At 67.5% G+C, this 13,110-nt stretch carries 12 protein-coding genes; 3 read left to right on the top strand and 9 right to left on the bottom strand.

The annotated features are described in order from the left end of the window. Window positions 1–35: 35 nt before the first annotated feature. The 6 genes from QRN27_RS11995 to rpsF all read right to left on the bottom strand — a co-directional run bounded on the left by QRN27_RS11995 (window position 36) and on the right by rpsF (window position 5,302). Window positions 36–782, bottom strand: a complete 747-nt coding sequence (locus QRN27_RS11995; protein WP_285042413.1) for a hypothetical protein — start codon at window positions 780–782, stop codon at window positions 36–38. An 845-nt stretch (window positions 783–1,627) separates the two neighbouring features. Then, window positions 1,628–3,001: a replicative DNA helicase gene (gene dnaB, locus QRN27_RS11990; RefSeq protein ID WP_369796480.1), complete on the bottom strand. Its 1,374-nt coding sequence runs from the start codon at window positions 2,999–3,001 to the stop codon at window positions 1,628–1,630. Window positions 3,002–3,576: 575 nt separating this feature from the next. Next, window positions 3,577–4,029: a 50S ribosomal protein L9 gene (gene rplI / locus QRN27_RS11985; RefSeq protein WP_056780635.1), complete on the bottom strand. Its 453-nt coding sequence runs from the start codon at window positions 4,027–4,029 to the stop codon at window positions 3,577–3,579. Between the two features lie 12 nt (window positions 4,030–4,041). Beyond that, a complete protein-coding gene (gene rpsR, locus QRN27_RS11980; RefSeq protein WP_056010351.1) occupies window positions 4,042–4,305 on the bottom strand; it encodes a 30S ribosomal protein S18 in 264 nt (87 codons plus the stop codon). 65 nt (window positions 4,306–4,370) lie between these two features. Further along, on the bottom strand, window positions 4,371–4,889 hold the full coding sequence (locus tag QRN27_RS11975) for a single-stranded DNA-binding protein (protein ID WP_056010349.1): 519 nt from the start codon (window positions 4,887–4,889) through the stop codon (window positions 4,371–4,373). 5 nt (window positions 4,890–4,894) lie between these two features. Then, window positions 4,895–5,302 (bottom strand): 30S ribosomal protein S6, encoded by a 408-nt coding sequence (gene rpsF / locus QRN27_RS11970; protein ID WP_228506624.1) that lies wholly within the window; start codon window positions 5,300–5,302, stop codon window positions 4,895–4,897. Between the two features lie 204 nt (window positions 5,303–5,506). On the opposite strand from rpsF, the gene QRN27_RS11965 reads away from it, so the two are divergent. Further along, complete coding sequence (locus tag QRN27_RS11965; protein ID WP_285042412.1) at window positions 5,507–6,814, top strand: heparan-alpha-glucosaminide N-acetyltransferase domain-containing protein; 1,308 nt, start codon at window positions 5,507–5,509, stop codon at window positions 6,812–6,814. 8 nt (window positions 6,815–6,822) lie between these two features. Further along, the gene (locus tag QRN27_RS11960; RefSeq protein ID WP_285042411.1) at window positions 6,823–7,914 is read left to right on the top strand and encodes a hypothetical protein; all 1,092 of its coding nucleotides are present in this window, start codon (window positions 6,823–6,825) and stop codon (window positions 7,912–7,914) included. A 25-nt stretch (window positions 7,915–7,939) separates the two neighbouring features. Here QRN27_RS11960 and QRN27_RS11955 read toward each other — a convergent pair whose 3' ends face one another. After that, a complete protein-coding gene (locus QRN27_RS11955) occupies window positions 7,940–9,658 on the bottom strand; it encodes a bifunctional 3'-5' exonuclease/DNA polymerase (RefSeq protein ID WP_285042410.1) in 1,719 nt (572 codons plus the stop codon). A 95-nt stretch (window positions 9,659–9,753) separates the two neighbouring features. Between QRN27_RS11955 and QRN27_RS11950 the strand changes: the two genes are divergently transcribed. Next, the gene (locus QRN27_RS11950; RefSeq protein ID WP_056010341.1) at window positions 9,754–10,068 is read left to right on the top strand and encodes a YbjQ family protein; all 315 of its coding nucleotides are present in this window, start codon (window positions 9,754–9,756) and stop codon (window positions 10,066–10,068) included. Window positions 10,069–10,267: 199 nt separating this feature from the next. Here QRN27_RS11950 and QRN27_RS11945 read toward each other — a convergent pair whose 3' ends face one another. Together QRN27_RS11945 and QRN27_RS11940 are read right to left on the bottom strand one after the other, a co-directional pair. Further along, a complete protein-coding gene (locus QRN27_RS11945; RefSeq protein WP_285042409.1) occupies window positions 10,268–11,989 on the bottom strand; it encodes a dipeptide ABC transporter ATP-binding protein in 1,722 nt (573 codons plus the stop codon). Beyond that, entirely contained in the window at window positions 11,986–13,110 is a 1,125-nt protein-coding gene (locus QRN27_RS11940; RefSeq protein WP_285042408.1) for an ABC transporter permease, read from the bottom strand. The genes QRN27_RS11945 and QRN27_RS11940 overlap by 4 nt, the downstream gene beginning before the upstream one ends.

The following is a 13,110-nucleotide window of genomic DNA, read 5'->3' as shown; positions in this document are numbered from 1 at the left end:
CCGAAGTTGCAACGATGGCTATCCTTCTCGTCCCATCACTCTGCAAGTGCACCTCTCACCTTCTTGACGACTTCGTCAATTGCCAGATATGAGGATCGAGAATGTGCCGTTAACGAGGAATTGGCGAAAAGTCCGCTGCCGGGAAGAGATACATCTTGAACTCCGTGGTAGTACTCGCTCAGGATTGGAACAGCAGGCACCCAGTCGTCCGCGACTGACACATTTAGCCAGGATGCGACCGGCGGCGCGGGCAATCGATCCCCAACGGAGGCAAACCGACCCTGAAGGCTCGAGCGTATGGGCGACAGGCCAAGTGGAGATCCCAGCGTCACGAACACAGGTTGCCGCTCGATCCGATTCCCTAGTAGCGCTTCGTACGCAACCACACTGCCTAGCGAATGAGCGACTACAACACGGGTGTCTTCGGTGATCGCATCAGCCACTCTTCGTAGAGAGCACTCTCGAATTGCGTCTTTCGACAGATACCGGCTAACTGATCGAACCATGGCGACGACCGCGTTCTGGAGTGGAAAAGAGCTCGGCGACCGCATGAAGCTGTCGAGGAACGAGCGAGAAACTCCCATACCACCACTGCGTCCCGCGCGAGAGAGGAAAAGTGTCAACAGCTCAAGCTGTAAAGCGTCGTATTCGTCGAGACCATCGTGCAGGTTCGTGGTAGACAGATCACTCGAGGTTCCCATCGCCCCCACCTCATGGTGACAATCTTCGTAGTAAGGCGCATCAACGGTCGCGTCCGCGTCCATCAGGCCGTTCAAGATCATGTCCGCTCGCGTAACTGCGAGTAGGCCCTCTGGCGAAATCTTGCCCTGTCCGATTCCGTGGACAAATACGACTCGACTCAACGGTGCCCTCTCGACCTGCATCAGTGCGATCAATATAGCGCTTGAGCCGGTTCCGGTATAGCTCCGAGGCTAGGCCCCCCGAGGGGTCATCTCTCCCGGTGTTCCGCTTCTTACCGGGCCTGTCCATCCGCGCTCCGCATGTTTGTGCGGTCGCGATCGAAGTGAACCGCTCGCCCCGATGAGTTGCCTACAGCTTCGACGACCCTAATTGGTGCCAGCATGAATATCGGCCCCTTCTCGAGTAGCCACATCCCGGCGCGTTGAGCATCGGATCGATTCTTGCAGACGCAAGCCGCGCCGATATCGCTCAACCCTCGCCCTCCACGGGGCGAACGAACATACGCTGGACCAGAAGGGCGCGTCGACTCCGGCCTGCACGTGAAGCACCCCATTGAATAGACTCTTCGGCTGCAATCGTGCTGATCGATGGCCGAATTTTCTCGTAACTCTGTGGGCCCGTACCGTTTCTCTAGCGGCGAGGAGGCTCGAGCCTCTCTCGCGCTACTCACACCGCAGCGGCTACCGCCGCGCTCGTCGCAGGCGAGACTCGCCGCTCCTCGCCGAGTCGCGTCTTCTGGACAACATGTCTGCCGCTATCGCGAGCCACATCTACCGCACGCCCGCCAGCGACAATTACCCACCACCATTAGGCAGAGTTACACGCAAGGACCCTCGGTCTCCCGGCTTAGATGCTATCCAATACGTCGCCCAGCGACGGAATGAAACGTCAAGTGATCAGGCGATTTCATCCCATTGGGCGTCCACTACTGCCCCGGTGCCATGTCCGCGAAGCGCGAGAAGTGGCCGTGGAAGCCGACGGTGATGGTGCGGGTGGGGCCGTTACGGTGCTTGGCGATGATGAGGTCGGCCTCGCCGGCACGCGGGCTGTCCTTCTCGTACGCGGACTCGCGGTGCAGGAGCACCACCATGTCGGCGTCCTGCTCGATCGAGCCCGACTCACGGAGGTCGGACAGCGCCGGCATCTTGTCGGCACGCTGCTCCGCACCACGGTTCAGCTGCGATAGCGCGATGACGGGGACCTGGAGCTCCTTCGCCATCAGCTTCAGCGCACGGGAGAACTCCGAGACCTCCTGCTGACGGCTCTCGACACGCTTACCGGACGTGAGCAGCTGCAGGTAGTCGATGACGACCATCTTCAGACCCACACGCTGCTTGAGCCGACGGCACTTCGCCCGGATCTCCACCAGCGTCATGTTCGGGCTGTCGTCGATGTAGAGCGGCGCGTCGTTGATGCGACCACGCACCTGCGCGATCTTCGTCCAGTCTTGCGAGTCGACGGTTCCCTTGCGCATGAGCTGCAGCGGCACCGACGCCTCCGCACTCATGAGACGCATCGCGATCTCGCTACGACCCATTTCCAGCGAGAAGAAGATCGACGGCTGGTTGTAGTGGACGGACGCCGCACGGGCGAAGTCGAGCGCGAGCGTCGACTTACCGATAGCGGGGCGGGCCGCGACGATGATGAGCTGACCCGGGTGCAGACCGTTCGTCAGTTCGTCGAGCTCGCGGAAGCCCGTCGGCACGCCGGTCATCGAGCCGTCGGTGTGCTTCGCCGCCTCGATCTCGTCGATGGCCGCACTCACCGCGTCGGTCAGCGGGACGTAGTCCTCGACCTCCTGGTTGCCGGAGACGGCGTAGATCTCCGCCTGAGCGGAGTTCACGAGCTCGACGGCCTCACCCTCGGCCGCGTAGCCCATCTGCACGATGCGGGTGCCGGCCTCGACCAGGCGACGCAACAGCGCGCGCTCAGCGACGATGCGGGCGTAGTACCCGGCGTTCGCCGCGGTCGGCACGAGGCTCGTGAGCGTGTGCAGGTAGTCGGCCCCACCAGCACGCGACAGCTCACCCGTCTTGACGAGCTCGTCGGTGACCGTGATGACGTCCGTCGGCTCACCGTGCGAGTACAGCGTCAGCAGCGCGTCGTAGATGACCTCGTGCTTGGGGATGTAGAAGTCCACACCGCGGAGCGTCTCGACCACGTCGGCGACGGCGTCCTTCGACAGCAGCATGCCGCCGAGCGCGCTCTGCTCGGCCAGCAGGTCGTGCGGAGGGACCCGCTCGTTGCTGCGCGGCTCGTCGTACGAACCGCCGCCTTCTGAGCGGTTGAGGTGAGCGATCGACAAGTGGACATCCCTTCTCGATGTGGACTCGGGTGCAGCGGGCGGTGACGATTCAGGTGTATCAGGGGCGGAGGACATTCGGGCCGCCGCGCGGCGCCCGCGAGCCATGGACGAGGGCTTCGAGGCCTGCTCGCCCGGCTGTTCCGAGACGCCGATGACTCACGATAGGGCCACTCGTCTCCACAACCAACTCTGCCTGTGGATAACTCTGTGGAGAGATCGGGGGAAACGCCGCGTGTCGTGTGCACAAGCTGTGGGAAACCCTGTGGACAGAGAAGTATTCTTGTCAGGCAAAGAGGCTTTGACCAGGCGTTTCCTATTCCACAGGCTGTGTGTGGAAAGTTCTCTCGATCCTGTGTCGAACGTTGGGGAGAACGGGGGTCACCTGTGTACAACTTGCTTGACGCAGAGGCCGAAAACGGTGTAGCGATCGGCCTCGAGACGGCCGCTCCGACCCCGTTCAGGGCACAGAAAAGCGCGATGGTGGCAGACCTCTCGGTCCACCGCCATCGCGCTTCACGCGACGTGCATGAGGTGCCCCGACCCGAGGGTCGGGACGCCGCACGGCGGTACTACTTGGCCGCGACCACCTGAAGGGTGATCGTGGCGACGATCTCGTCGCGGAGGCTGATGGTGGCCTCGTGCTCGCCGACGTACTTGATCGGGGTGTGGATCTCGATCTTGCGCTTGTCGACCTCGCCCAGCCCGGCTTCCGCCACGGCCTTCGCGATGTCGGCAGGCTTCACGGAACCGAACAGACGGCCTTCGCCACCCGTCTTGACCGTGAGCTTGACCTTGGTGGCCTGGAGGCGAGCCTTCAGGTCCTGGGCCTCTTCGATCGTGGCGTGCTCGCGCGCAGCGCGGGCCGACTTGATCTGCTCGACCTGCTTCTCGCCACCTCGCGTCCACGGGGTCGCGAAACCCTGGGGCACGAGGAAGTTGCGAGCGTAGCCGTTCTTGACGTCGATGACGTCACCAGCGGAGCCGAGGCCGGAGACCTCGTGCGTCAGAATCACTTTGGACATGTGCGGCGCCTCCTAGCGGCCAGAGCCGGCGTAGGGCAGGAGCGCCATCTCGCGCGCGTTCTTGACCGCGCGTGCGATGAGTCGCTGCTCCTGAACGTTGACACCGGTGATACGACGAGCACGGATCTTTCCCCGCTCGGAGATGAACTTGCGAAGCGTGGCGACATCCTTGTAATCGATGACACCAACGCGGATCGCCTTCGCGGGAGCGACGTTCTTGCCGCCCTTAGCACCGCGGGCAGGCTTGCGGCGGTCGCCGCTCGACTTTCCAGCCATGGTTGTTCCTTTGCGTGTAATGGAGTGATCGGCTGAGCCGGCAGAACCGGACCGATCGAATCTGTTTAGAAGGGGGTCTCGTCGCTGTAGCTACCCGGAGTGTTCCAGGCATCTGCACCGCCGTTGCCGCCGGAAGCTGCGGGTGCGCTCTGAGCCCAGGGCTCGTTCTGCTGCACCTGCGGAGCTCCGCCGCCGCGCTGTCCACCGCCGCCGCCACCCGAGGGTGCACGGCTGATGGTTGCAGTCGCGTACCGGAGCGAAGGGCCGATCTCGTCGACTTCGAGTTCCATCGAAGTCCGCTTCTCGCCTTCCTTCGTCTCGTAGGAACGCTGCTTGAGACGCCCGGTCGCGATGACACGGCTTCCCTTGGTGAGCGATCCGGCCACGTGCTCGGCGAATTCACGCCAGACGCTCGCGCGCAGGAACAGCGCTTCGCCGTCCTTCCATTCGTTCGCCGCACGATCGAAGTTGCGCGGCGTGGAAGCGATGGTGAAGTTGGCGACAGCCAGGCCGTTCTGCGTGAAACGCAGTTCCGGATCGCTGGTCAGGTTGCCCACCACGGTGATGACGGTCTCGCCGGCCATGAGCCCTAGGCTTCCTTGGTCTCAGCCGCAGCCGGAGCCGCGTCTGCCTTGGGAGCCGCGGCGACAGCGGCAGCGGGCTTGGCGGCAGCCTTGCGGGCGGCCTTCTCTTCGCTGCGCTTCGTCTCGGTGGCGACCTGAGCGATGGCCTCTTCGGCACGCAGCACCTTGGTGCGCATGACGGCCTCGGAGAGCTTCAGCTGACGGTCGAGCTCCTGCGTGGCAGTGCTCGATGCAGTGAAGTCCACGACGGCGTAGATGCCTTCGGTCTTCTTGTTGATCTCGTAAGCGAGACGACGACGGCCCCAGATGTCGACCTTGTCGATGGTTCCACCATCGTTGCGGATGACGTTGAGGAACTTGTCGAGGCTCGGTGCAACCGTGCGCTCGTCAATCTCGGGGTCGAGGATGACCATGAGTTCGTACTGATGCGTCACTAACCCACCTCCTTCGGACTCGAACGGCCACAGACTTTCTGTGGCAGGAGGGTGTAAGCATCGTTGCTACCGGCCGAGAACAGAGCGGACGCGCCCGGGCAACCTTCATAGTGTACCGGACGGGGCCTCCCACCGCCACCGCGGGCCTGTCGCGCGGGCCGTGCACGTGGGATGCTGGTCCGGATGAGCACGCCAGCCAGCCGATCCCGAGCCGACCGACTCGTCGGCCTCGACCTCGCCCGCTTCCTCGCCCTCATCGGCATGATGGCGACGCACGTCTGGGCGTACGACATCTCGACCGGCGGCGACACCCCGATCACACAGCTGCTGTCGGGCAAGGCTGCCGCCCTGTTCGCCGTCCTCGCCGGCATCGGCATCGTGCTCACCAGCCGCCGCGACCTCGCCGCTGGCTCCCCCACCGCCGCGCGGCTCAACCTCTTCGGGCGCGGCTTCACCCTCCTCGTCCTCGGCCTCACCCTCGGTGTCATTCCCGGTGGCATCTACGTGATCATCGCCTACTACGGCGTCACCTTCTGGTTGGCGATCCCGGCCGTGACCTGGCGGCCACGCACTCTGCTCATCGTCGCCGGGATCTGGGCGATCGTCTGGCCGATCTGTTCCCAGGCGCTCCGCATGCCGCTGGACGCGGTGAACTCGCCGGAGATCGGGAGCGCGTCCTGGTTCGACGTCGCGAGCGGAGGGTTCGCCCGCGGGCTCCTCGTCACCGGCGTGTACCCGGCGCTCACGTGGATCGTGTACGTCCTCGTCGGGATGGCGATCGGTCGGATGCTCATGGATGCACGAGCCGGTGGGACGCTCCGCCGCTTCGCCCTGCTGCTCGCCGCAATCGGGCTCGGGGTCGCGATCGCCGCGGACCGGATCGCCGCCCTCCTCCTCGGCCCGCTCGGTGGCGTCCAGGGCATCGCCCGCGGCATGACCGGCGGCCTCGAGCCCGACCCGACGACGATCACCGCCGTCGAGGACGCCCTCACGGAGGGGATGTACGGCACGAGCCCGACGGACTCGTTCTGGTGGCTCGTCGCCCGCTCACCGCACTCCGGCACCACGCTCGATCTCGTCTTCACGATCGGCATCGCCGCGGTCGTCATCGGCCTGTGCCTGGCGCTCGGCACCGTGTTGAACCGCGGCTGGTCGCGCGTGCTCATGCCGGCGACCGGGGCCGGCGCAGCGCCGCTGACCGTCTACTCGGCGCACGTCTTCATGGCATCGGTCGGCGCGCTCATCGCGGCGATCATCGGGTCGTACCAGGACACCGCCTGGCTGATCTCGAGCCCCCAGCTCTGGGTCCTCCACGTTGCCGGTGCCCTGCTCCTCGGCTGGATCATCGCACTGACCCGTCGCCGCGGCCCGCTGGAGACGCTCGTGCACGCGTCGGGGCGCGCGCTCACCGTCCTCGCGAACCGCAGCACTCCGCTGCCCGCAACGCCCCCGCCGGCCCCGCGTCCGGCGGAACACCCCGACCTCCGATGAGCAGGTCGGTGACGCGAAGCACTGCGCTGGACACCCGGCCACTCACCGAACCGATCGACCGGCACGCACTCCGCGAGTACCGCAGACGGCTCCCCGGTGACGTCCGTCCGCCGCTCATCTCGGTGGTCTGGCCGGCCGTGGTGCTCTTCGTGCTGCCGGTCGGCTTCCTGTCCACCTGGTGGTTCGTCCTCGAGGACGGCTCGATCCCGGCCGAGCCCTGGGACGCCTCGGCCCTGATCCTCCTGCCGTACCTCGCCCTGCCCGTCGGGATGGTGTTCCTCCTGGTCCGCACAATCCGGCGGCGGAGCGGGGTCCGGCAATTCCGGCTCGACCGCTTCGCGCGGGCGAACGGGTTGAGCTACCGGCCGACCGCCGTTCCGGTCGCGTTGCCTGGCATGATCTTCACGATGGGCGGGACGAGCGTGGTCCGCGACCTGCTCTGGCGCGACGGGCGGTCACCGCTGTCGATCGGGAACCAGCGCACGATCATCGGGTCGGGACGGAACCGCAAGGAGCACCGCTGGGGTTACGTCGCGCTCCGCTTGCCGGTGCCGCTCCCCCACATCGTGCTCGACGCCGTCGGCAACAACTCCCTCCGGCACCCTCGGCTCCCCGTCACCTTCTCGAAGGACCAACGTCTGTCGCTCGAGGGGGACTTCGATCGCCACTTCGAGCTGTACTGCCCGCGCGGGTATGAGACCGACGCCCTATACCTGTTCACGCCCGACATCATGGCCCGGTTCATCGACACCGTGGCCGAGCTCGACGTGGAGATCGTCGACGACCACCTCTTCCTCTACGCGCCGAAGGACCTCGCGACCCTCGATCCCGAGGTGTGGACCTGGCTCATGTCCATCGTCGACATCCTGACCGAGCGCATCGCGCAGTGGGAGCGGTGGCGGGATCGACGGCTGGACCCGAGCGACACGGTGACGATGATGGGCTCGTTCCCGCTCCTCCACCCGCCTCGTGGGGTGGCCGGTCAGGGGCGGCGTCTGTCCCGTCGGACGGGATGGTGGTGGGTCATCGGACTCGTCCTCGCTGTCTACGGGTGGTACCTCATCATCAGCGACGCGATCCGGGCGATCACCGGCGGCTGAGCTCGGCCGGGCTCACCCTCGCCGATCACTTGGCGTCGGCGTAGGAGGTGACGACGGCCGTGGTGACCGGGAACTCGACGGGTGCCGCCCCGAAGATGAGGCGACCGGCCTCGGCCGCGGCTTCGCGCACGAGGGCGACCACGCGCTCGGTCTGCCCCTCCGGACAGTGGACGACGATCTCGTCGTGAAGGAAGAACACGAGGTGCGCCGATCCGATGAGCGCGGCATTCTTGCCCCCGACCTCCGCGGCGAGCGCCTGCAGCCGCGTGCGGAGGCCGGCCATCCAACACAACGCCCACTCGGCGGCGGTGCCCTGCACGACGAAGTTGCGGGTGAAGCGCCCCCAGCTGCGTGCCTCCATGCGGGCGCGCTGGGTCGCTGCGGCGTTGGCGCCCTCCATCGAGGCGGCCGACTGGATCTCACGCCAGGTCTCACCGGGAAGCGGTGAGGTGCGGCCGAGCCGGGTGCTCACCCGTTCGCCGCGTTCACCGGCCCTCGCGGCCGTCTCGACGAACTCGATCGCCCGCGGGAACGCCCTCGTCAGCCGGGGCAGGAGGCGACCGCTCTCTCCCGTCGTCGCGCCGTACATGGCTCCGAGCATGGCGATCTTGGCGTGCGGCCTGGTGTCGACCGCGCCGACGTCGACCATGCCCTGATACAGGTCGACCCCGCGGCCGGCGTCGGCCATCGCGCGGTCACCGGACATCGCGGTCAGGATCCGCGGTTCGAGCTGCGCGGCATCGGCGACGACGAACCGCCAGCCCTCGTCCGCGAGGACCGCACCCCGGACCTGGTGCGGGAGCTGCAGGGCTCCCCCGCCATCCGAGGCCCACCGGCCGGTGACGACCCCACCGGGCACGTAGGTGGGGCGGAACCGGCCGTCCTTCACCCAGGTCTCGACCCAGGTCCAGCCGTTCGCCGTGAGGAGGCGCGACAGCTTCTTGTAGCGGAGCAGCGGCTCGATGACGGGGTGCTCGATCTCCTGCAGCTCCCACTGGCGGGTGGAGGTGGCCTGGATGCCGGCGCGTTGGAGGGCCTTGAGGAGTTCGCCGGGCGACTCGGGGCTGAGCTCCTGCACCCCGAGGGCGGCCTTCACCTCTTCGAGGACCTCGACCAGCTTGGCCGGACGGACACCAGGCGGCACCTTCGGGCCGAGTGCCTCGGCGAGGATGCGGTCGTGGGCCTCGGCGTTCCACGGCAGACCGGCGAAGGTCATCTCGGACGCGATCAGCGCGCCGGCGGACTCGGCGGCCAGCAGGAGTCCGAGCTGCGAACGCCCCTGCGGCGTCGCCCCGTCGACCGCGGCGCGCTGCAAGGCGAACTCGGCGACAGCGTCGCGCTCGCCACCCGGGAGGTCGAGGTCGAAGAGCGTACCGACCGCCTCCGCGCGCTGGGCGACCCGCGGGTCGAGGACCTCGTCCCAGGGGCCGGGCGGTGCCGTGGCGAGGGCTGAGTCGGCGGTGAACGCGGCATTGCGGAGGATGTTGTGGCAGAGCCGGAGGTCGACGCAGCGCGAGACGCGGACACCCGCGGCGAGGAGCGCCGGGTACCAGAGCGAGGTGTCGTCCCAGACCCAGCGCGGCGGGTTCGGGGTGGCCTCGAGGCGGCGGACGAGCGCGGGGAGTTCGGCGCGCGCGATGGTGGTCTCGGGCGTGGGAGCTGCCTCGCCGGGCGACGCCGGGCGGTCCTCGAGGTGCACGACGCGCACGCGGGCGCCGTCGAGCTGCTGGAGGACGATGTGCACCACCCCAGTCTGCCGTCACCCGCCGACCACGACCGACGCGGGAGGGCGGGACATCCCCCCTATGGGGGTCGGCGGGCCGGTGCCAGACTGCGACCATGCTGATTTCGACGATGAACGATGTCCCCGGCCGACAGGTCACCGAGGTGCTGGGCGAGGTGACCGGTCTCACGGTCCGCGCGCGCAACGCCGGCGTGCAGATCGGCGCCAACTTCAAGGCGCTCCTGGGCGGCGAGCTGTCCGGGCTCACCAAGCAGCTCGCGGAGAGCCGCGAGGAGGCGAAGCAGCGCCTCATCGAAGCGGCCACCGCCCTCGGCGCAGACGCCGTGCTCGCGATGCGCTTCGACGCGGCCGAGGTGGGCCAGAACTACCAGGAGGTCGTCGCCTACGGCACCGCCGTCAAGCTCGGCTGAGCCGGCGGTTTCTCAGCCGTCTGTCCCTGAGCCCGCCCGGCTCCTGAGCCGCCCCGGTCCCTGAGCTTGTCGAAGGGCGCACTTCGACAAGCTCAGTGACCGATCGGGTGGAGGTCAGTGACCGGGGTGGGGCACTTCGACAAGCTCAGTGACCGGGGTGGGGCCCTTCGACAAGCTCAGGGACCGGGGCGGGCGAGGGTCAGGCACGGAGGCGGCGGAGCTCCTCGCGACGGACGGCCTGCTCGGCCGGATCCGGCACGGGCAACGACGCGAGCAGCCGGCGCGTGTAGACGTCACTCGGCGCGCCGAGCACCGCCGAGCCGGGCCCCTCCTCCACGATGTCGCCGCGGTACAGCACGACGATGCGGTCGGCGAGGATGTCGACCACCGCGAGGTCGTGGCTGATGAACAACGATGCGAACCCGAACTCGCGCTGCAACTCGGCGAAGAGCTCCAGCACGCGCGCCTGGACAGACACGTCGAGCGCCGAGGTCGGCTCGTCCGCGACGAGCAGGGCCGGCTCGAGCGCGAGCGCACGGGCGAGGGACGCACGCTGACGCTGGCCACCGGAGAGTTCGTGCGGGAAGCGATCCCCGAACGCCTTCGGCAACTGCACGGCCTCGAGGAGTTCGTCCACCCGACGTCGGGCCGCTCGCGCATCGCCGAATCGACCGTGGACGACGAGCGGTTCGGCGACGCACTCCGCGATCGTGAGCAGCGGGTTGAAGCTCGTGGCCGGGTCCTGGAACACGAACCCGATCTCCCGGCGCTTCGGCGCGAACTCGCGCTCCTTCACCCGGTTCATCTCCACACCCAGCACCGACAGCGAGCCGCCGGTGACCTTCGTGAGCCCGGCGATCGCGCGACCGATGGTGGTCTTGCCCGAACCGGACTCCCCCACGAGGCCGAGGACCTCACCGGCGTGGATCGTGAAGTCCACGCCCTTCACCGCGCGGAAGCCGGCACGACCGAAGCGCCCGGGGTACTCGATCTCGAGTCCCTTCGCGACGACCACCGGCTCACCGAGCTGCAGCTGCTTGCCGCGCTCGACCTCCGCCGGCGCTGAGCTCTTGCCGCGGCCGACGTGCGGCACCGAGGACAGCAGCTTCTTCGTGTACTCGGCCTTCGGCGAGGAGAACAGCTCCTGCACGGGAGCCTCCTCGACGATGTCGCCCTGGTACATGACCACGACGCGGTCGGCGAGGTCGGCCACGACGCCCATGTTGTGCGTGATGAGGACGATGGCCGTCCCGAACTCGTCGCGGCACCGACGCAGCAGGTCGAGGATCTCCGCCTGCACGGTGACGTCGAGGGCCGTCGTCGGCTCGTCGGCGACGATGAGGCCCGGGTCGAGCACGAGCGCCATCGCGATGACGATGCGCTGCTTCTGCCCACCGGAGAACTGGTGCGGGAAGTAGTCGACCCGCTCCTCGGGCTCCGGGATGCCGACGCGGCGCAGGATGTCGATCGCCTTCGCCCGCGCCTCGGCCTTCGTGTACGTCCCGTGCGCGCGGAGACCTTCGGCGATCTGCCACCCCACCTTGTAGACGGGGTTGAGGGCCGTCGACGGCTCCTGGAACACCATCGCCGCATCACTGCCGCGGATCGACCGCAACTGCTCGGCAGATGCCGTGACGACGTCCTGCTCCGTCGAGCCGTCGCGCGAACGCAGCACGACCGCGCCGGACGCGGTCGCCGTCTCGGGGAGGAGACCGAGGATGGTCTTCGCCGTGACCGTCTTGCCCGACCCGGACTCGCCCACGATCGCGACGATCTCGCGCGGTGCGACCGACAGGGAGATGTCGTTGATCGCCTTCACCGCGCCGGCGTCGGTCGAGAACGAGACCCCGAGGTCGCGGATGCTGACGATGTCCTTGGTGCCGAGGTCGCGTGGACCGGTGGTCGGCTTCGACAGGCTCATGAGCGCTCGTCCTCTCGTCGGTTCTCCAGATCGCTGTCGGCCGCAGCGTCGCTCACGGCGCCCAGCGACTCGGCGTCCATCATCCCGGCGCCACCCGGGCTGTCGGGCGTGCCACCGGTGGTGGTGATGCTCGACGTGGCCGCGACGGACCCGCTCGACGCACCGACCCGACGACGGCTGCGCAGACGCGGGTCGGAGAGGTCGTTGAGGCTCTCACCGACGAGCGTGATGCCGAGCACGACGAGCACGATCGCGAGACCGGGGAACAGCGCGGTCCACCAGATGCCGCTCGTGACGTCGGAGACGGACCGGTTGAGGTCGTAGCCCCACTCGGCCGCCGCGGTCGGCTCGATGCCGAAGCCGAGGAAGCCGAGGCCGGCGAGCGTGAGGATCGCCTCGGAGGCGTTCAGCGTGATGATGAGCGGCAAGGTCCTGGTCGCGTTCCGCAGCACGTGGCGGAACATGATGCGGGAGCTCGACGCACCGATGACCTTCGCCGACTCGACGAACGCCTCGCTCTTGATACGGACGACCTCGGAGCGGATCACCCGGAAGTACTGCGGGATGAACACCACGGTGATCGAGATCGCGGCGGCGAGGATGCCGCCCCAGAGGCTCGACTGGCCACGGCTGATCACGATCGACATGACGATGGCGAGCAGCAGCGACGGGAACGCGTAGACGGCGTCGCACACGACGACGAGCACGCGGTCGAGCCAGCCGCCGAAGTAGCCGGCGACGAGACCGAGCAGCACGCCGATGAAGATCGACAGGATGATCGCGGACACGATGACGAAGAGCGCGGTCTGGGCACCCCAGAGCACCCGGGACAGGACGTCGTAGCCGCCGACGGTCGTGCCGAGGAGGTTGGTCGCGTTCGGCGCCTGCTGTGTGCCGAACGAACCGTCGTCGCCGCGCAGCTGGTTGTAGCGGTACGGCGCGACGAGCGGCGCGAGGATCGCGATGAGCACGAAGACGCCGGTGACGACGAGGCCGATCACGAGCATCGCCCGCTGCAGCCCCACCGACTGGCGGAACTGCTTCACGACTGGCAGGCGTTCCCGCAGGGGACGCTTCGCGGGTGCGGTGTGCACGGCGGTGGTGGCTGTCGGAGCACTCAT

Source organism: Plantibacter sp. LMC-P-059a, from assembly GCF_030209505.1.
Lineage (GTDB): Bacteria > Actinomycetota > Actinomycetes > Actinomycetales > Microbacteriaceae > Plantibacter.
The sequence above is the reverse complement of the archived record's forward strand: the minus strand, read 5'-3'. Positions and strand labels throughout refer to the sequence as shown.

What these genes read in the sequence shown, in the direction of transcription:
- rpsR (WP_056010351.1), bottom strand. Translation starts at nt 4,305, where the DNA reads ATGGCTGGAAAGTCGAGCGGCGACCGCCGCAAGCCTGCCCGCGGTGCT.
- QRN27_RS11945 (WP_285042409.1), bottom strand. Translation starts at nt 11,989, where the DNA reads ATGAGCCTGTCGAAGCCGACCACCGGTCCACGCGACCTCGGCACCAAG.
- QRN27_RS11995 (WP_285042413.1), bottom strand. Translation starts at nt 782, where the DNA reads ATGATCTTGAACGGCCTGATGGACGCGGACGCGACCGTTGATGCGCCT.
- QRN27_RS11975 (WP_056010349.1), bottom strand. Translation starts at nt 4,889, where the DNA reads ATGGCCGGCGAGACCGTCATCACCGTGGTGGGCAACCTGACCAGCGAT.
- rplI (WP_056780635.1), bottom strand. Translation starts at nt 4,029, where the DNA reads ATGTCCAAAGTGATTCTGACGCACGAGGTCTCCGGCCTCGGCTCCGCT.
- QRN27_RS11950 (WP_056010341.1), top strand. Translation starts at nt 9,754, where the DNA reads ATGCTGATTTCGACGATGAACGATGTCCCCGGCCGACAGGTCACCGAG.
- rpsF (WP_228506624.1), bottom strand. Translation starts at nt 5,302, where the DNA reads ATGGTCATCCTCGACCCCGAGATTGACGAGCGCACGGTTGCACCGAGC.
- QRN27_RS11965 (WP_285042412.1), top strand. Translation starts at nt 5,507, where the DNA reads ATGAGCACGCCAGCCAGCCGATCCCGAGCCGACCGACTCGTCGGCCTC.
- QRN27_RS11940 (WP_285042408.1), bottom strand. Translation starts at nt 13,110, where the DNA reads ATGAGTGCTCCGACAGCCACCACCGCCGTGCACACCGCACCCGCGAAG.